This window comes from Metamycoplasma cloacale, from assembly GCF_900660735.1.
Taxonomy (GTDB): Bacteria; Bacillota_I; Bacilli_A; order Mycoplasmatales; family Metamycoplasmataceae; genus Metamycoplasma; species Metamycoplasma cloacale.
Genome location: NZ_LR215049.1, coordinates 95,264 through 116,668, shown reverse-complemented (window position 1 = coordinate 116,668; position 21,405 = coordinate 95,264). Strand labels below are relative to the sequence as shown.

Annotated in this window: 12 protein-coding genes; 6 read left to right on the top strand and 6 right to left on the bottom strand. The window is 27.4% G+C overall.

Translation table 4 applies throughout. From position 1 onward, the window contains the following. The first annotated feature begins 89 nt into the window (after window positions 1-89). Window positions 90-743: a hypothetical protein gene (locus EXC28_RS05295; RefSeq protein ID WP_029330170.1), complete on the top strand. Its 654-nt coding sequence runs from the start codon at window positions 90-92 to the stop codon at window positions 741-743. Between the two features lie 35 nt (window positions 744-778). Here EXC28_RS05295 and EXC28_RS00460 read toward each other — a convergent pair whose 3' ends face one another. The 6 genes from EXC28_RS00460 to rmuC form a co-directional block, all read right to left on the bottom strand. Continuing rightward, window positions 779-1,696, bottom strand: coding sequence for an ABC transporter ATP-binding protein (locus tag EXC28_RS00460; protein ID WP_029330172.1), 918 nt, complete (start codon window positions 1,694-1,696; stop codon window positions 779-781). Window position 1,697: 1 nt separating this feature from the next. Continuing rightward, window positions 1,698-10,016: an ABC transporter permease gene (locus EXC28_RS05290; RefSeq protein ID WP_029330174.1), complete on the bottom strand. Its 8,319-nt coding sequence runs from the start codon at window positions 10,014-10,016 to the stop codon at window positions 1,698-1,700. A 175-nt stretch (window positions 10,017-10,191) separates the two neighbouring features. Beyond that, a complete protein-coding gene (locus EXC28_RS05285) occupies window positions 10,192-11,427 on the bottom strand; it encodes a cation:proton antiporter domain-containing protein (RefSeq protein WP_029330175.1) in 1,236 nt (411 codons plus the stop codon). A gap of 4 nt (window positions 11,428-11,431) precedes the next feature. Then, window positions 11,432-12,145, bottom strand: a complete 714-nt coding sequence (rsmG, locus tag EXC28_RS00445) for a 16S rRNA (guanine(527)-N(7))-methyltransferase RsmG (RefSeq protein ID WP_029330177.1) — start codon at window positions 12,143-12,145, stop codon at window positions 11,432-11,434. After that, window positions 12,120-13,094: a ribose-phosphate pyrophosphokinase gene (locus EXC28_RS00440; RefSeq protein ID WP_029330179.1), complete on the bottom strand. Its 975-nt coding sequence runs from the start codon at window positions 13,092-13,094 to the stop codon at window positions 12,120-12,122. The genes rsmG and EXC28_RS00440 overlap by 26 nt, the downstream gene beginning before the upstream one ends. Window positions 13,095-13,160: 66 nt before the next feature. Next, window positions 13,161-14,675 carry a DNA recombination protein RmuC gene (gene rmuC / locus EXC28_RS00435; RefSeq protein ID WP_029330181.1) on the bottom strand — a complete coding sequence of 505 codons (1,515 nt, stop codon included), beginning with the start codon at window positions 14,673-14,675 and terminating at the stop codon, window positions 13,161-13,163. Window positions 14,676-14,780: 105 nt separating this feature from the next. On the opposite strand from rmuC, the gene EXC28_RS05280 reads away from it, so the two are divergent. The 5 genes from EXC28_RS05280 to lgt all read left to right on the top strand — a co-directional run bounded on the left by EXC28_RS05280 (window position 14,781) and on the right by lgt (window position 21,404). Next, window positions 14,781-15,443 carry a hypothetical protein gene (locus EXC28_RS05280; protein WP_029330183.1) on the top strand — a complete coding sequence of 221 codons (663 nt, stop codon included), beginning with the start codon at window positions 14,781-14,783 and terminating at the stop codon, window positions 15,441-15,443. Next, window positions 15,424-16,311 (top strand): HAD-IIB family hydrolase, encoded by an 888-nt coding sequence (locus tag EXC28_RS00425; protein ID WP_029330185.1) that lies wholly within the window; start codon window positions 15,424-15,426, stop codon window positions 16,309-16,311. Before EXC28_RS05280 ends, EXC28_RS00425 begins: the two co-directional genes overlap by 20 nt. Continuing rightward, a complete protein-coding gene (locus EXC28_RS05275; RefSeq protein WP_029330187.1) occupies window positions 16,311-17,540 on the top strand; it encodes a hypothetical protein in 1,230 nt (409 codons plus the stop codon). The genes EXC28_RS00425 and EXC28_RS05275 overlap by 1 nt, the downstream gene beginning before the upstream one ends. A gap of 68 nt (window positions 17,541-17,608) precedes the next feature. Beyond that, a complete protein-coding gene (uvrA, locus tag EXC28_RS00415; protein ID WP_029330188.1) occupies window positions 17,609-20,422 on the top strand; it encodes an excinuclease ABC subunit UvrA in 2,814 nt (937 codons plus the stop codon). A 61-nt stretch (window positions 20,423-20,483) separates the two neighbouring features. Next, window positions 20,484-21,404: a prolipoprotein diacylglyceryl transferase gene (lgt, locus tag EXC28_RS05270; protein WP_029330190.1), complete on the top strand. Its 921-nt coding sequence runs from the start codon at window positions 20,484-20,486 to the stop codon at window positions 21,402-21,404. Window position 21,405 lies beyond the last annotated feature (1 nt).

The following is a 21,405-nucleotide window of genomic DNA, read 5'->3' as shown; positions in this document are numbered from 1 at the left end:
TCATACAATTCTATTATTTTAACATTTTTTAAACAAATCTTTACATTGTTAATATTCTATGAATATTCTTGCTTTATAATATTGTTATTATGAATGAAAAAAAATGATTAAATCAATGAGAATTGCTAGATATATTTATTAATTTTTGTAATGAAAATAATGTCTGATATAGCGCTGATAATCAATTGCTTTTATACACAACAACTAATGAAAAACCTGAAACGCAAGAATTTGAACTTGATGTTATGATGACATTAGATTCATATGAAAAACTGCGTACTGAAATGCATAATAATATCTTAGATAATTGCAAACATTCACAATATCATAGCAATGTTATTAAATTTGTATCAAACGCTGATGACATTGATGAAAATCAACCTTTTATTAGAATCAATTTAATCATTCCAACCAATGTAAAAAATGTTAAAAAACTATTTAAAATCAATAATAAATTAAAAAATTGAGCATCAAACTTAAGTTCAAGAAAACCAATAAATAACTTAATATGAAGGTTGTCTTTCTTTAATCAAACATACAAAGAAATTATTAACATTTTGTTAGAAAAAGAGAACGAGGGATTCCTTGTTGTTAACGGAAAAATTGATAAAAACATTTATAAATTTTGAATCCCAAATTTAACGTTTAATACACATATTCAAGAGTTAAATAACCTAAAAATTCAATGTATTAATGAATACCATTCATATTTAACTAATCTATTTGAAAAAGAAGAAAAATAAAAGCCAATATCGGCTTTTATTTTTTATTTTCTTTATTATTCTGAATTTTTTGCTTGTTCAACCAATCATTTTCTTTCTTGTACAACGATTTCTTTAATTTTCCCATCTTCTAGATAAATTACTTTATCCGCAATTTCTGCAACGTCTGGATCATGAGAAACAATAATAACTGTTGTTTTATAATCACGATTAATTTGTTGTAATATTTTTAAAACAATTTTAGAAGTTTTTTCATCTAACGCTCCAGTTGGTTCGTCAGCTACAAGAATTTCACTATTTTTTGCTAATGCTCTTAAAATTGAAACACGTTGTTGTTGCCCTCCTGACATTTGAGATGGGTATTTATACATACATCCTTCTAATTCAAATTGTTTAAATAAATCTTTAATTTTAAAATGTTTTGATTTATCCGCTTGTAGATAAGCGCCTGTTTCTACGTTGTCATAACTGTTTAAGTTTGGTAATAAGTTATAAGCTTGGAAAATAAATGAGATGTTTTTACGTCTAAATAAAGTTTGATGACGATCTGATAAATAAGGAAGACTAACATTATTTACAATAACATCACCACTTGTTGGACGATCCAATGCAGAAATGATGTTAAGCAGTGTAGATTTACCAGAACCTGATTTACCATATAAAATTGCTATTTCTCCACGGTCAATTGAGAAACTAATTCCCTTTAGCACTTCAGTTGCAATGTTTCCTGATAAATATGTCTTTCTTAAATTATTAACTTCAATGATGTGATTTTCTGTATTAGTTGCAACTTCTTTTCCATCTTTTCTACGAGGTTTTTCATTAGCTTTTTTAAATTCCTTTAAGGTTTTAACATCTAATACTTTTGTAGAAACACCATCGTCATCAAATTCAAAAGTTTGTTTAGGATGCATTAATTCATCCATAGATAAATTTTCTAATCCATGAATATCTTTCTTTTCTTTTTTCTTCATATTATCTTCCTTTCAAGGCATCGATTGCTTTAACTTTATTTAATGAGTTTCAAGTTATGATTGATGTAATTGTAAATACAGTGATACAAATTGCGGTTGAAATAATGATTGTTGAAATATACAACGTTAGTGGTAAGAATATCTGGCTTGTTGTTAATAGGAATGAGTTAAAGATTGCAATAACAGCAAAGGTAACTGGAATCATTAACGCACAAGCAAATAGAATAACAGGTACGAAGTTAAAGAAGAATAAGAATATTTTTTCAACTCCGCTGTAACCTAAAACAGAGAATGTTGCAATTGCTCTTTGGTTTGAAGCAATCATTATGTTAGTAATAACAACTAGAATAACAATTGATATAATGAACGAAACAATAATGAATGCCACTAAAATAGTGTTAATTGTATTTGAAATACCGGTTATAAATCCAATTTCAATATCTTTTGAGTTAACATCAAATGATGCTCCGTACATAATGTCTTTACCATATATAGCACTAGTGTCAGTACCATATAGTTTATTTAAGGCATCACGTGCCGGTTTTAGATATTCAGTTAACACAACACCTGTGTTTTTTCTAATTTTTTCCAAATCAGCTTTAGTTAATTTTAGAAACTCAGCTAATTTATCTAGATATTGATAGTTTTCATTCTTTTCTTCATTAACCGCATTGACCATATGTTCGAATACAGAAATAAAGTTAGTATCAGGATCTGAGATAAAGATTTTCTTAAAGAATGAATATACACTTTCATCTGATGAGTTAGCAACATCAAATGTGTTTGATGCTCCTCAATAACCAGAAGCTGAATATGTAGTTAATGTATCAATGGTTTGAACTGGAGTTTTATCGTTTGAAAGAATTCCGTTAAATCCTTGATATTTTTCATTAAACAATTTAGTATATTCTTGGGCTTTTGAAGGATTGAATTTAATTAGGTTTTGAAGTTCATAACTTCTTGCGTTTCTTAAACGAGTTGTTAATGTATCTAAACCTAAAACTTTGTCAATGATATCTTTTGAAGTAACTATTTCGTTATTAATATAGGTATCAGAAATACCAACAACTTTAAATTCATAATCATCTTTTGGTTTTTCTAAATTTAATATGCGGTAGTTAAATCTATCAACGTGGTTTAAAATTTTCCCATTAAAGACTGAATCAACTTTTAAACCTAAATTATTAGCAGTAACTTTATTAACAACAACAGGAATTGCTTTATTAACATCTCAGTTATAAGCTTCGATTGTATCCATTAAGTTATGACCATAATCATCTAACAACTTAATGTATTGAGAATTTGCTTTATAACCATAAATTCTTTGATCTTTGTCATGAATTTTAGTTTTAGCGTATGAATATTTCTCGTTAGTATTTTCATTTCAATAAATACCAGCAAAACCAACAAAGAAATCAATACTATCAATCTTTTTATAAGCAGAAATTAAGAAATCTCTATATTCTTGACGGTGTGATGCAGTTGAAATCTTAATTGGTTTTAAATAAGTTTCATTAACTGGATCTCATTCAACAAATTTAAATTGTTTTGAATTACTATCTTCTTTTTTATCAAGGTCATATGAATCTTGAGCAGCAAATACAAAGTAATGCGTTCTGTTTTTCATATCCTCTTGTAAACCAGCTGCTTTGTCAGCTAGATATTTATCCATATCCTTAACAGCAAATTCTATATAACCTGATTCGTTATATATAACGTTTTGTGATGCTTCCATTTCCTTAGAAACACGTTCAAAGATTTGAATAACCCTTGCTCTTTGAGTTTCTGGCATATTTGAATATGTAATATCTCATGGAGATAATTCAACGTTTAAGTCAAATAGTAGATCAAGTGATGATTTAGTTATAACAACTGGATCAAATTTTCTAATATTAACGTCTGTATTTAATGAGAATCCAGGACGTAAGAAGTTAGGGTTTTCGTAATCAAGTTGTGTTCCATTTGATGAAGCGGAACCACTTAAATCGTTTGGCATATACAATAGATTTTCTACATTGTTTTTATTATAAGTAACGTATGGGCCACCTTCTGTAGTTGGTGTTTCAAGGTCTAACTTAAATTTATATAATCTATGTTTATATGTTTGTGAAATAGAACGGTTAAAGACATTATTTGATGATAAGAAGAACATTGATATCAATGAAGTAGTTGAGAATGCCAGGAACAATGACAACATTTTTGAAAAGTTATTAATTGCCATTGAAGCAATAAATTTAGTTTTGATACCAAATCTTCTAAAAATTGATGAAGTTTTTTGTGCAATATTTCCAACATTAACATCAACTAATCCCGACATTAATTCCGTTGGTTTTCTTTTTACAGAGAATTGTGTAATGATATAAATTAGCAACGAAACGGCAACGATTGGAATAATCGTTGTTAGAATCATTGAAATTCAGTTAAATGGAATTGTATTATTTTCAAGCGTTCAGTAGGAGCTAAAGATCTGCATTGTCTTGCCTTGCATAAACAATCCAGTTAGATATCCAGCTAATCCCCCAATTGCTGAAGGAATTCAACCAAAGGCACAGAATGAAATAGCTATTTCAACGGTTGTATAACCTTGTGCTCTTAAAATACCAATAACTTTATTTCTTGCTTCAATGTATCTCTTAATAATGAAATATACAATGAATGAAACTAAAACAATTAATAAGATTACTGAATATATTGATGTTTGTTGAATAACAGAAACAATTGTTCTCACTGTTTTAAATCTAATAGATCTTTCAGGGTTCAGGAAGTCAAGTTCGTCTGCTAAATAAACTTTATTTAAGTTATTTGAAGACACGTTTGAAACAATCCCTTGAAGTTGTTCTTTTAATTTTTCGGGGTCTTTACCTTCGATGAAATTGCCTGAACTATCTTTTGGTGCAGCGATTAATACAAATGTTTTTAAAGCAAATGTTGGATATGCAGAACGCATTCTGTCAAAACCTTTTTGGTTTACATATACAAGTGCTTGAGTATTTGTATCGACTTGTAAGTTTTCTTCGTTAACAACTGGATATAAGTAATCCGCTGTTGTATCAACACCAATAATTAAATATTCCATAGTGTTGATTTTAATTTTGTATTTATCTGGCAATGATTGAAGCAATCTTTCCATTTCTAATGGATTTTGTAATGCTTGTGTTAAATCACCATCATAAATTTCTTTTTTATTCTTATTGAAATAACCATAGTTAACTTTAGCTAAATATGAACCAGAATCCGAGAATACAATGGTATTTCATACCTCTAATGGAGTGATTAAGTTATCAATTGCTTTAGTAATAGTTTTATATAAGTTAATGCCAAAGAATTCAAGCTCTTTACCATCTGGGGTTTTAAAGACTTTTTCAAATGTGTAAGCAAAGTTTGATAAATCTAGGTTAACGTTTTCGTTATCTTTTGTTTCAACAATTCAATGACGATTTTCAATTGCGTCAAATAACGGTAAAATTGATGATTTAATATCATTTAATGAAACACCTTCAAGGTTGGTCATTAATTTCTTAACAATATATTCAAGGTTTCCTTCATTTTCTGCATTGGTTAATGCGTAGAATAATAATATTTGAGGGAAGCTTAAAATCAACAATGGGTTAAAAATGTTTTTAGGAACGTTTAAGATTGATAATCCTAGTGATAATTTAGCATAACTGATCGCTAAATTATATATAACATCAAATTGATATTCGTTTTCAATTAAGTTAATTTTGCTATCTTCTGATAAGAAATTCTCAATGAATTTAGATAGAGAATCAACATAGAAAGTAGGCATTTGATCGCTTGCTGCAATATATCCCATGTTGTATGTTAATTCATCAATGTGTTTATAGAAAATATTTTTAACTTCTTGAATACGTTCTTCATTGATATTCATATTAGAAATTAAAGCGAATAAATTATTGAATTCATCTGAATTATTTAAGTTTTCTTTTAAATTAGCAATAGCTTCTTTTGATTCAATGTGCGCTCTAGCTAGTTTAAATAATTTAGGTTTGTATGTATCATCTGAACCTAAAATACCTAAACTTGGTAGTGTGTATTTAACTTCGTTGTATGCAGTTAATAATTCCTTAAATTTATCTGTTTTAGCAATCGCAAGCAATTCTTTCATAATTTGGCTTACTTGTTGTAGATTTAGATATCTTTTTCTAACTGTTTCACCATAGGTTTTATTAGTTTCTGGATCAAATGATGTTTTGGTTGATTTTTCACCTAGGTTATACAATTCGTATGCAATCTTAATTCATAATGAATATAGGTTTAATTCATGTTTAATAAATGCACCTTGACCCTCTGATAACATTCTTGATACTAACTCTTTTGATAAGAAAGAATATAGTACATTTAATATTTCGTTGTCATCCCTATGTAAAGGATCTTCTGGATTAATTAAGGCAGAACGATATGCTAGATCTCCGTATGATAAAACTTCTTTATTAACGAAATCTTTAAAATCATATTTTCAATTACCATTAGTTGCTAATGGACCATAATTTTTCAATGATAGTTTATCAATTAGCATTCTATATGAATGTATCTTTTCTAACATCTTATCAATGTCTTTAAAATCATTGTCTGTGATTAAAACATAGTTTTGTAGGAAATCTCATTCATTTTTAGTGATGTTAATTCTTACATTATTTTTCTTAGCTAATTCAAGCTTGTTAATTAATTTATCAATTGAAATTAAATCATATGGTTCAACCGGTGGATTGGTTGTATCAAATTTAACATCTGTATTGTTATTAAAGTTAGGAATTAATTTAGAAATTGTAAATAAATCAAATGCTGATAGTTTTTCTTCATCTTTTCCCGGGATTAAAACATTTAATGGACCTAATATTTTTTCTGTTTTGTTAGATAGGTTAAACATTTTAATAATTGCTTGTTGAACTGAAGAAATTTTTCCAGTAACGTTTGGATCTAAATCTGAATTAATTGAAGAAATTAATGCAGATATATAATCAACTGTTTGCAGTTTTTCTGTATTTCAGTTTTCAAATAATTTCTTTGAAGCAAAAATTGGTTTTCTAACATGTTCAACTAATTGTTGCAATGAATGAGCAAATTTACCAATACTAATATTGTCAATAAATTGGCCTAAACCTTCATTGATGTTAGTGTATGCTTTTTCTACTTCTTTATAACCATTTAATTTGTTTAATAAAGCTTTAATATCTCTTTTATCATCTTCAGTAAATGGATTGTTTTGTAATTCTCTGTAGTTAGCTAGTTTTGCATAATAGCTATCTGGATGTTCTGGGTTTAATATTGCATTAAAGTCAATTAAATTAATGAAATCCTTAATTGCGGTTTTTAATTTATATTCATCAATTGATTCAAAGAATGTAATTATGATTCTATCCATTGACAATGTTCAGTATTCATCATCAGATGTAGTATAAGGTTTTAGATTGTGTTTTGGTAGACTAAATCAATCATTAATTAAATTAGCGAATTTTGTAAAGTCAATTGCATCAACTAATGATTTAAATACATCAAATAATTGTGAGAAATCTTTAATGTATTTAAATATATCCCTCATTGATAGATTTAATTGAGGAATTAAAACAGTTGAAGCAATACCAATCAATGGAGCGATATTTTGAATTTGAGATTCTAGATATGCTCTTCTTTCTTCTTCGGTTTGACCTGAATTAACGTATTGAACTTTAAAGTAATCAATTGCGTATTTAATGATATTTCTAATAAATGCATTACCGTTCATATTGATATATTGTGCATTTTCGTGAACATCATTATCAACTGATTCACCCATATATCTAATGGCATCAAAAATTGTTTTAGTTAAAATTTCGTTATTAACTTTAGCTACCCCAAGAAGAACGTGTAATTGGTTATCTTCAATAGCTTTTTGAATTGCTTGGAATGCTCTATTTAGATCATCTTGTTTAATAATTTTGTTAACATCAGTTTTTAAAAGAATTTTCTTAATTGCTCCAATTAATGAAGTAATGGTTTTTTTGTTAATAATTTCAACAGCATATTCATTATTAATTGTTCCAAAAGCAATTGGTAATGTCATTGAGTTAGTGTATTTTTCATCAATATACAATCAACCATCTTTACCAATAATTCCATCTAATGTTCAATTTTGTTGCATTAGAATTTGATGTAATTCATTAATTGAGAATACGTTTTTGTTGTTGATAATAACTGATTTTCAAACTTTTTCTTGTGAAAAACCATCAATAGTGTCTTTAACTAAAATTACATAACCAATATCATTGTAAGCAATCCCTCCAACAATAGTAGGTCCTTTGTCTGAATATGGTTCGTTATCAGCAATAGTTAATAATGCAATTTTTTGGTTTCTATTTAATCTTGGAATTTGAGTTTGTGGGTAGTAGTCGTAGTAGTTATCAAAAATAATATTTGTTTTGAAATATCTTGGAACTGTTGAATAACTTTTGAAAATTCATTTAATTAAATCAATTGCGTATTCAGAAGGTATTTTTACAAATGTTTTATCCCCTTCTTTTGGTTTTAAAATAAAATCATCAGTGTTTTTATTAGTAATTGATGAGTTAATAATTGTCGGATTGATTTGTTCGTTATATAGTTTTCCAATGTTTTGTTTAACGCCATTGATTTTAGTATCTTTATCTCCTACGTTTATAAAGTGAAATACGTTTTTTGATGTTGTTATTTCATCAACGGTTTCAACAGTTAATGTTTCACGTAATCCAATGTTTTCTTCAGTAACAATTGATTTTAGTTGTTCTAAAACAGTGTTTCTTGCTAGATTATGTGCACCATTTCTTATAAAATCAATGTTGCTATTTAAAATCGATGCTTTGTATAAATTATTAATTTTTTCTTGTTCAATTTCTTCATAAGCATTTGTTGTTGGGAACTCAATTTGTCTAATTGTGAAATGAGGTTTAATATTAGTTGCGTCATTAAATTCACTTGGATTATAGACATTAAATTGCCCACCGTCTCATGGAGTTTTGAAAGTAACATCTAAATCTTCTTTAGTTAATTCACCGCTAACTTCAAAAGTTTTTTCTGTTTTATTACCGATTTTGTATGTAATTGTGTTGATCTTGCTTCAATATGTGAAATATTTTAAAGAATTGTATTTTTCAATATCTTCATCTTTTAATTTCTTAATAAAATTGAAATATGAACCTTTTCAGTTTGAATTTTCCTCAATAATTTCTTCATTTCAGTTTAGAACGTGTCTGTGTCAAACGTATTTGGTTGTTGATTTTTTATTTCTAATTCATTCAATAGGCAATTCGTAATTAACATTAGTGTTAAATGTAATTTGTTGTTTTACATCTGCAGATACTACATTTGAACCTAAATAACTATTAATAGTGAATTCATTTGCTAAATAATCATTTCCAAAAATATTATCAGCATCTGTTTTGTGTTCATCATTTAATCTAATATCATTGGTTGCATTGTTGCCATAATATCATTTACCATTTGATTCGCTGAAACCCAAAAGTTTCATAACTGCCGAACCACTTAAAACATATAATGAACCGTTATATTTTCAAGCTTGGTAATCACTTGGCGAAATAGAAGCTTGTTTTGTTTCAAGGTTTAAAAAGATTGAAACTGGATTAATGATGTATTCCTTTATTCTTGTTTCACCATTTGGGCCCATTGGAGATTGAATAATTTCACCAAGTTGTGATAATTTAACATTATTAACAAAAGTAAATCTATCACCTTGATTAATAGTATATTGTCTAGTTTGTTTGAAATAATTACCATTTCTTTTTACATATAAATCAAGATTTGTATCAACGTTAAAATTAAATTCTCTTGCTTTACTTTCATTTGCTGATTCGTCATTAATACCAAATGTAATATCTGAATTAATTGAACGTGATTTTGCATATAAAGCAATAAAATCTTCTGTTTTGATATATAAATTTTCATCAGAAATATCTAGATTATTAAATTTATTTTTTAGTTGTATAAAATTTTGATCCTTTTCAGGAACGTATAAACTATATGAATTTTTAACATTACTATCATCCGCTTCAAAAATAATCGGGTTTTGAACGTGAGTCTTGTTATCTTTATCGATTTTACTAAAACCACCATTTGGAACAACGCCAGATGGGTTAAAATCTAAATCAACTGTTAAGTCATGAATTTTAGATATCGTATCGTAGTTATAAATAGTTGTTGAATAACTTTTCTTAACATCAAATAAAAGAGTAAAAATACCTGATGTTAAGAAGATTAAAATAGTTAAACAAATTAATGTGATTTTATTTTTTGATAAAGACTTTAAAACTTCCCTAAATAATCTCTTCATATAATTCTCCTGATTAAGTTTAAATATTTTATTTAAATAAAATAATTAAGAATTATATGAAAATAAAATAAATATATAGTTTTTAATATTTAAAATTAAAAATTAACACTTTTTTGTGTTAAAAATAAGAATTTTTTTTGTAAATAAATTAATAAAAAATATCAGATAACTGATATTAAGCTGTTTGAGCAACGGTTTTCTCTTCTTTATCTAATAATTTCTTATATGTAGTATCCATTAAAATTGCACCTAATGGAGCGGTAAAGACAATGCTTATTACCGATACAATTAAAATTAACTGATATGGATCTACTCCTTCTTGAAATGCAATTGCCCCAATTGAAGCTTGAACGGTAGCTTTTGGTAGATATGCAAAAATAATAAATAATCTTTCTTTGTATGTTGTTTTAGATCTAATGAAACACAAGAAGACTGCAAGCGATCTAAATACTAAAGTAACACATATTAGACCTCAAGCTTTTAAATTGTCTGTGTTTTTGAAATCAATTTTTGTAATTAAACCAACTAGCAAGAACAATAATGCTTCGAAAAATTCTCAAACATGTTTCAAGGATTGCGAATATTTTTCACTGTTTTCTTTATCGTAAGTTGCAAAAATAATTGCGATAACAAAAATTGATAACAATGAACTAAATTCAACACCAACTTTATGCAATAGTTCTTCCAATCCGACACATAAAATAGCCATCAAAAGTAATATAATCAATTTTAAATTTGCATGAGTTTTTAATAATTTTAGTGAATTATATAGAACTACTCCGATTAAAATACCAGCAGCAACCCCTAAAACAATTGAACCTGGAATATTTAAAACGAATGCCGCAGTTACTTTAATTTCGCCTGTATCATTTAATGATTTTTTAATAGCTAAAAGAATGGTAAAGACAATAATTACAAATATATCATCTAAAGAAGAACCTGCCATTACAGTTTGAGGAACATTATTTTTAGTTCCATAACCTTCTGATTTTAATTTAAGCATTCTTGGAACAACAATTGCGGGCGAAACAGCCGCTAATACACATCCCATGATACCCGCTGTTAAATAATCTACTTTTAAAATTAATGGAGCAAATATTAAACAGGCTAGAATTTCAAAACCAGCCGGCACAAAGGACATAAGTATTCCTCTAAAACCTATTTTTTTAATCTCACTGAAATTAAGTGCCAATCCCGAACGCATTAAAATTATTATTAATGCAATCTTTCTCATATATGCACTAATGTTTAATAATGTAGGATTTACTAAATCAAGTAATGTTGGGCCAAAAATAATACCAACTAATAAATAACCAATTATTTTAGGAACTTTGATTTTTTCAAATATTTTACCAATTGTATATGCTAGTAATAACAAGATTGCTAGATTAAGAAAAAAACTTTCTTTCATAACTTTATCTCTTTAAATTATCCTTAATAATTTGGCTTCATTTTCTTGGTATATTTTTTGGTGTTTTACTTGTTTTTCTATAATAAACAATAACATTTCTTATTTCAAAAAATGTCTTTAAATCAATAGTTTTTGTTTCAATACCTAATTGGTTAATAATTTTTTTAGCATTCTCTATTTCTTTTTCGTATGAATTAGATTTTAGAAAGCAAAATGTAGCATTCATTTTACCTAATGCATGTGAAATTTCAATTAAATTTTTTAATTCAGAAACAGCTCTTGCTGATATAAAATCAAACTTCTCTAATTCATTAGAATCTTCTGATCTTATTTGTTTAATTTCAATGTTTTTTAAACCCAATTTATCTTTAACTAATGTTAAAAATTTCACCCTTTTTTCCATTGGTTCATGAATAGTTAAAGAAAAATTTTGTTTATAAATTAAATAAGGTAATATCGGAAAACCAGCGCCACTACCTATATCTAATAATCTTTTATCTTTAAGATCTAAAATATGCTCATTTATATAATTAAAAATTAATATAGATTCAATTAATCCATTTAAAATTAACTGTTTACCTTTAAAACCAGTTAAATTATATTTGCTATTTTCTTCCTCGATCAATAAATAATATTGATGTAATAAGTGCTTTGTTTCAACAGAAGGTTTATCTAAATATTCATCAAAGAGATTAAATATTTCCGTTTCCGTAATCATCGTAAACCTCTGTAATAGATTTTCTTTGAATGTTAGCTTCAATTACCAAACCTAAAAAATTAGCAATTGATAAAACATTTAACTTTTTAAAATGTTTTAGATGGTCTTGATTAATTGAGTTAGTAATTATTACTTCATCGACTATTTCTTCGTTTTCAAACATTTCAAAACCACGCGAAAATAAACCATGTGTGGCAGCAATAATAATTTTCTTTGCACCATATTGTTTTAATACTCTAGCAGCGTTTAATATTGTTCCACCTGTATCAATAATGTCGTCATAAATTACAACATTTTTGTTTGAAACATCCCCAAGTAGTCCCATGATTTCTGACTGATTTGGTCCCGTTCTACGTTTATCAATAACAGCAATTTCTTCATTATTATGTAATAATTCGGATAATTGTCTTGCTCTAACTGCTCCGCCGTGATCTGGTGATACAATGACAAATTTATCTTCTCTTTTTCTTAATTCGTTTGAAAAAATGAATTGACCACGTAAATCGTCTAATGGAATATTAAAGAAACCTTGAATTGAAGGGTTGTGTAAATCAATGGTTATGACTTTTGTTGCTCCAGCAACTGTTAATAAATCAGCTACTAATTTAGATGAAATAGGTTGTCTACCGCTAACTTTTCTATCTTGTCTTGCATAACCATAGTATGTTAAAACAACATTAATTCTTTTAGCGCTTGCTCTTTTTAATGAGTCAATAAAAATCAATAAAGCCATTAAATTGTCATTAACTGGTTTTGCTGTATTACATACGATAAATACAACTTGATTTCTAACTGTTGAATTTGAATATAAAAGTTGTTCTCCATCAGCAAAAGTAATTTTTTGAACAGGAAATACTTCGCGATTAATTGTTTCCCCAATTTCTTTTGCTAAATTGAATGAATTTTCCATACCAAATATAACAACATTGTCTTCTTTATTATTTTGCATATTTTTCCTTTATATATTAATTTTTAATACTTAAATTATAAGTTTAAATAACTATTTAAACTAATATTAATCATTATTTTCATCATTTGAATTATTGTCAATAATTTCTTCTGTTGTTGAAATACCTAATATTGGTTCAATTTCGGGAGTTGGATTCACTGAAATAAACTTAGATTTGCTAATTTCTTTATGAACTTTATCAACGCTTTTAATTGCTCTTTCAATTGATGTATTGGTTTTATCAATTGATTTCTTACTTGCTTCCATTTCTTTTCTTACGTTGTTGTAATTTAATGAAATATATTTAAATAAATCAAACATTTTAGAAATATTATTTGAAATATTTACACACTCCATATTAATTGCGATATTTGAAATAAATGCAGATATAGTTGTAGGTCCAGCAATCATAACTCTATATTCGTCGTAACACATTTTAGCTAGATTGTAATCACTTAAAGCTTCCGCATAAATTGCTTCGCTTGGTAGATACATAATTCCATATGGAGTTGTAACCTTATCAATAATATATTTATTAATATCTTTTGCTTTTTCCTTAATTACTTTCTTAAATTCATGTTCGGCAACTTTTAATTCTTCAATTGTTTTAGCGTTTTTGATATCTAAAAAGGTTTGAATTGAAAATTTTGAATCAATAGGAACATATATAATTTCACCGTTTTTATCAAAAGTCTTAAAGACAAAATCAACGATATAACCTTTTTCTTTTTCAGTTAATTTTACTTTATCTTGTTTTATATTACTATAGCGAAATTGTGCTTCTCACAATGCTGAATTGTAATTGTTTTGTAATAGTAATTCAAGGCTAAGTTCACCGAAATTACCTCTTCTTTTGTTATCATTGAATGCTTTGTTCAATTGTGTTACTTCTTGTTGCAAGGTTTCAAATTTTGTAACATGAGTTGTTAAATTTTGCATTGATTTATCAACTGTGCCGAAATATTCATTCAATTTAACTTGCAATTCATTTTTAAATTGTTCGTTTAATTCGTCTTTAATTTGTTTAATTCCATCATTAATAATTTCTTTCATTTTATTAGTTTCATTATTTAAATTATTAATAGATTTTTCAATCAATTCAGTATTATCTTTGACATTAGTTTTAAATAAAATATTTAATTCACCTTTTAAAATATTAAAGTTATTGTTTAAAAGTTCTCTATTTGAATTAAATTCATTCATCAATGTTTTATTTAAATCATTAAGATTTTCACTAATTTTACGATTGCTTTCCATATATAAATTATTAATGTCAATTTTAACTGTTTCAATATTTTTTACAGCTTCTGTTACATCTGTTTTTATTGAATTTGCTTTGTCATTAAAATCATTTATATTGACAATGTGTCTAGTTAATAAATCTGTATGTTGTTCTTTAAGTTCATAAATTATTGAATCTTTAATCTCTTTTGCAATTGCTGATTGCAATTCTTGATTTAACAATGTATTATTTCTTTTTCTATCTTTGATGGTTTTAATAATTAAGAAAATTAAAATACCTAATGCAATTAATATTGCTATTACAACCAACAAAATCAAAACAATTTCAGTGCTATTCATGTCATCCCCTCTTTAATATATATTGTAAATAATATATATTATACATTACTTAATTTGAGAAAAAAATAAGATTAAAATGATAATAATTAACATATAATTTTAATTATGAAAAAGTGAAAATTACTAGCTTTGGGATCACCTTTAGCAATAGTTGCTCCAATTGCAACTGTAGCATGTGAAAAACCTGTAGATCATAAAATTAGAAATGATAAAGATCCTAATTTCGATAAATATCTAGCTAAATTAAAAGAAATAAAATTTGAAGATTTAAATATTTCAACACATGAAAAAAGTGATTATCGAATCAAAGATTTCTTTCGTGAATTTATTTATGATAGCGAAAACTTCCCAATCAAAACTATTTATTTAAAAGAAGACGCTCCTTTTTATAAAGATATTGACAAAGCGGCTTTTCAAGAAAAATATGCCATTTTTTTTAGCGCTGATATCTTCAGCACAACAGAAATTCAAATCTCAGCATGACTAGCTCCAGCTGATGAAAAAGAACGTGAATATTTATACAACGGAACTTTAAATAAAAATTATTTCTTCTATGAACGTCATACTTTAGATAGAGTTTCCGGTTTTAAAGGACACGATGAAATTGTTAAAAAAGAACAACAAGAAGCACACGCTTGGAATTTAATTAGAATCATTATTCCAACTGTTGTTGCCGTAATTGCTGCAACCATTATTATCGTTCAAATCATTAGACATAAAAAGAAGAAAGGAATTAAGAAATATCATCATGGAAGAAAAAACAATTAATAATAAAAAACTGATTATTTTTTCAGATGTTGATGGAACAATTTATAAAAACTTCAATCTCTTAAAAGAAACAATTGAAGATGTTCGTTTCATTAATGAAAATAATGGTGATTTCAATATATGTACTGGTAATCCTTGCTTCGATCGAATGAATTGATTGTCAAATGAATTACAAGCAAAATATGTATTAGGTTCGTCTGGTTCGCAAATATATGATGTTGTAAATGAAAAAATTATTTATTCAGAACATATTGATAAAAAAATCTTAAAAGACATTATTGATATTGCTTCAAAACATCAATTTCAAATTCTGTTTTGAGATAACGAACAATATTTCTATCTATTAGATAAAGATTGAAACGATTCACTATTTACATATCATTTTAAAAATGAAGAAATTAGAAAAACATTTCCTAAAAAATACAACAATGAATCAATCAATCCAGTTAAAATTGAAATCTATCCATATGACCATGATAATGAAGAGCAATTGCAAGAAATCAATAAGTTGATTGACAATATCAATGGTGTATCAAAAACATTAACCAATTGTAATATTGAGATCCTTCCAAACAATTTAGATAAAGCATCTGCGGTTGTTTGAATGATGAACAATGTATATAACAATGATGAAACTAAAATTGATGAAATAATGACAATAGGCGATGGTTATAACGATATAACGATGCTTAAATTGACACAATATTCATATGCAATGGCAAATGCTTATAACGAGGTATTAAAAACAGCTAAATACTACACTAGTTCAGTTGAACAAAATGGGTTAGGTGAAGCTATTCTAGATTATGCTTATCGTTTAAAACATCTATATAAAAAATATATGCTACACAATATTAAGGAGAAATAATGCTTAGAAATTACTTTAACATATTAGTCGATGTAACAGCTACTGATAAAGGGGTTATATTCAAAAATGGAAGATTTGAATATCATCCAGTTAAAAAGGCAATTGATGTTAAAGACTTAACATTTGCTTTAAATGGCGCAACTACATTTGATGACTTAAAACACTTTATTAACTATGCACTAGGAATTGAAGAACACCAAGAATTTAACTACTTCACAATTGACTGAAGTCATAAAGAATATAAATTTATGGGTAATCAAATTTTTGTAGTTCCTGAATATATATACAACTTTATGTCAACGGGCAACGAAAGAAACATGAATATGATTTCAGGATCGACTGCAATAGAGCCATTTATCATTACAAGTGATGGTATGGAATTTACTTCGTTAGCAACAATTACATATAATACAATTTTAGAAAATGGCTATTGAGGTGCTTTCAAAATTGAGGGTGTTGTAGGTACAATGCTTGGCAAAGAAGGTGAAGTTGTTCCGCATAATTATTCAGTAGAAGTTGATATGTCTTTATTATTTGGTAAAAACTCAAAAGACATTGATAGCAATCTAAAACATATAAACAATATTTTTACATATGATTACGTTCAAGCAATGAGAAAAAATCCTTTAAAGGACTTCAAGGAAATTGATGGAAAAAATGGTAGAAGAAAAGTTAATCGATTAGCTCAAAGAATTTATGATTTTACAATCAAACAATATTCAATCTCACAAAAAGAAAACACAGACAACCTGTTTTTCGAAAATAACCTTGGTTTAAAAATTAAAGATTTCAACTACGACAATCCAGAATTTGTATTATTCAGACACTATGATTTAGATCTTGCTGATAATGAAGAATTCAAAGAATTTTTAAGAGAACATGTGAAAAAAGAAGCAGAAAACAGTAATTTAGAACACGCAGATGTTGATCCAGACGATGAAGATCCATTCAGCATTGAAGAAATGGCAAAAGATTTCTATAACTCATTGCGTATGCAAGGTGTAGCAACTGACGAAATTGTAGATAAATTTAATGAAACGCTTGATGATTTCATTAAAACAATGAAGATTGATGATGGCTTAGGTTTATCTAAATTCATTAAAGAAGAAGCAACTAAAAAATTGATTGAATTAATGGAAATAGAAAAAGAAGAATTAGAAAAAGATTTAAAAGCCAAAGAAGAAATTAAAAAAACAAAAGATAATAAAAACAACGATGATTTTAATTAGCAATAATTCGTTGTTTTTTATTTTAAAAATTTATAATTTTTATGTTTAAGAAAAATGAAAGGTTCTATATGAATGAAAAAATCATCATCAAAGGCGCAAAAGAAAATAATTTAAAGAATGTTAATCTAGAAATTCCACGTAATAAATTAGTTGTATTTACTGGAGTTTCCGGTTCTGGTAAATCATCTCTTGCCTTTAATACAATCTATGAAGAAGGACGCAGAAGATATGTTGATAGTTTATCTAATTATGCTAGACAATTTTTAGGGGGAACAAAAAAACCTAATGTTGAAAGTATTGAAGGACTATCTCCAGCAATTTCAATTGAACAAAAAACAATTCATAACAACCCAAGAAGTATTGTTGGGACAGTAACCGAAATATACGACTATCTTCGTCTTTTATACGCAAGAATTGGAAAACCTTTTTGTCCAACACATAAAAAAGAAATTTCAGCTCAAAGAATTAAAGATATTATTAATGCTATTTTTAAATACAAAGAAGGTAGCAAAGTTTATATATTAGCTCCTTTAATAGTAAATCAAAAAGGTGCACATCAAGCTTTATTATCTAAACTACAAAGAGATGGATTTTTAAGAGTAAGAGTTGATAATGAATTACTTTTACTAGAAAATGAGATTACATTAGATAAAAACAAAAAACATAACATTGATTTAGTGGTTGATCGTCTTGTATTATCAAAAGATTTACAATCTAGAATTAATGAAGCAATTGAAATTGCCCTTGAGCAATCAAAAGGATTAGTTGCCATTGCAACTGAAGAGGGTGATTACGAAATATTCTCTATTCATCATAGTTGCGAATATGGTGATTTTGATATGCCTAAAATTGAACCTAAATTATTTTCTTTCAACTCACCAAATGGAATGTGTAATGAATGTAAAGGAATTGGAGCATTACAAAAAGCTTCATTTGATTTAGTATGTCCTAACAAAGAATTATCAATCAATGAGGGTGCAATTCTATATTACAAAAATACAGTTAATACCAGTAATTTAGAATGACAAGAATTTAAAGCATTACTTGATTACTATCAAATCGATCCTAAAACTCCAATTGATCAACTATCTAAAAGAGAACTTGAATTAATTCAATATGGATCAGATGAAGAAATTACCTTTACTTTAAAATCGCAAACAAACACAAGAAGAACAACTCGTTATATTGAAGGAATATTAAGTAAAATTGAACGTAGATATCTTGAAACTAATTCCGAAGAATCTAGAATTTATTTCAAGAACTTCTTATCTCCAATAGCTTGTCCTAGCTGTAAGGGTCAAAGATTAAATAATTATGCATTAGCTGTGAAAATTGCTAATTTAAACATCTATGAAATATCAAGTAAATCAATTGAAGAACTAAATGAAATTATCAATAATTTAGTTTTAAACGAAGTTGAACTAGAAATTAGTCAATTAATTTTAATCGAACTTAAACATCGCTTAAAATTCCTAATTGATGTCGGTCTTGAATATCTAACATTAAATCGTCGTGCTGAAACTTTAAGTGGTGGAGAAGCGCAAAGAATTAGATTAGCAACTCAAATTGGTTCAAATCTAACGGGAATTCTATATGTTTTAGATGAACCTTCAATTGGTTTACATCAAAAAGATAATCAAAAACTACTAGCTTCTTTAAAACATATGGTTGATTTAGGTAATACCTTAATTGTTGTAGAACATGACGAAGAAACAATTAGAGAAGCAGATTATATCGTTGATATTGGATTACTAGCCGGTGAACATGGTGGCGAAATAGTCGCATCTGGAACTGTTGAAGAAATTGCTGCTCATCCAAATTCATTAACTGGTAAATATTTATCAAAACGTCTCGAAATTCAAACACCACGTTACAGACGTTCAGGAAATGGTAAAGTATTAACTTTAAAACACGCTAAAACCAATAACTTACAAAATGTTACAGTTGATTTTCCACTGGGTAAATTTATTGCAATAACCGGTGTTTCTGGTTCTGGTAAAAGTAGTTTAATTAATGAAGAACTAGCTGTTAAAGTAGATGATTTTTTAAACAGCAAACACTATGATTATCGTAAGGATAATAGTTTATCGGGACAATTAAACATCGATAAAATCATTCCAATTGATCAAAGTCCTATCGGTAGAACATCACGTTCTAATATTGCAACCTATACTGGTGTATTTGATGACATTAGAGCTTTATTTGCACAAACTCAAGAAGCAATGATTAGAGGTTATACTGCTTCTCGTTTCACTTTTAACGTCAGTGGTGGAAGATGTGATAAATGTGAAGGAGCTGGGGTTTTAAAAATTGAAATGCATTTTTTACCTGACGTTTATGTAACTTGCGATCACTGTGATGGTCATAGATATAATCAAGAAACATTAGAAGTTAAATACAACGGCAAAAACATTAATGATGTTTTAGAAATGACTGTTGAACAAGCAATGCATTTTTTTGGTATTCATAGTAAAATTACCCAAAAATTACAAACATTAATTGACGTCGGTCTTGACTATATTAAATTAGGTCAACCAGCAACTACCTTAAGTGGTGGAGAAGCACAACGGGTTAAATTATCATCTGAATTGCAAAAGAAATCAACTGGTAAGACTTTATATCTACTAGATGAACCAACAACTGGATTACATTCATATGATGTGCAAAAATTATTGAACGTCTTAAATAGAATTGTTGATCAAGGCAATACAGTAATTGTTATTGAACATAATTTAGACGTCATTAAATCAGCTGATCATATCATTGATTTAGGTCCTGGCGGTGGAAAAAATGGTGGCAGAATTGTTGCTACCGGAACCCCAGAACAAGTTGCAAAAAACCAAAATTCATATACAGGAATATTTTTAAATAAAATTCTTTAATGAATAATTCAGTTATTAATATAAAATTAATAAATAGATTTCATGATAAAAAAGGAGGAATATGGCAGATTTTGCTGGAGTACAGTTAAAAGTTGGACCTTTTTATGTATATTCACTATGCATTATGCTAGGGATGTTAGCTTCAATATTAACTGTATTGTTTTTCTGAAAAAGAGAGAAGTATTCTTTTGACAGATTTGCAATTTTAATTTTTATAGCACTTCCAACTGCCATTGTTGGAGCTAGAATGTTTTTCATCATTCAACAAGCAATTGCGCATAATTGACAAACTGTAAAACGTTTCTGAGCAATTTGAGAAGGTGGTTTATCAATTCATGGTGGGGTTATTGTTTCAACTATATGTTGTGTAGCTTACGTTGTATTTTCAAAACACCCAAAGAGAATTGATTTAAAGAAAGCGTTTAGTATTATTTTACCCGCTGTTTTAATCGGACAAGCAATTGGTAGATGAGGAAACTTTGCTAACCACGAAGTTTATGGTGGTATTATGGAAGAAAACTCATTGGCTTTCAAGATATTACCAAGCGTAATTAGACAACATATGTTTATTTCTGGTCATTACAGATTACCATTATTCTTGTATGAATCAATTGCAAACTTTGTAGGTTATATCGTTATTGTTTGAATTTTAAACTTTTTTAACTGATTAAGACCCGGAACCACAGCAGGAATATATATTCTTTACTACGGAATTATTAGATTTGGTATGGAGCCATTGCGTGAAGATAACTATACAATCTATAAAGTTATTTCAGCACTATATATTGTTGTTGGAATTATCTTTGTTATTGTATGTGAATTCATGGGTTCATCTAAATATAACGTATATAAAGTTCCATTATATAAACCACAATGAACTAAAAAATACTTTTATTTCATTGTGTATGAACCAAAAAATACTGGTATTAACTTCAATTTAAAATCAAAGAATAACAAAACAGCTGTAGCTGCTAAGGAATAAA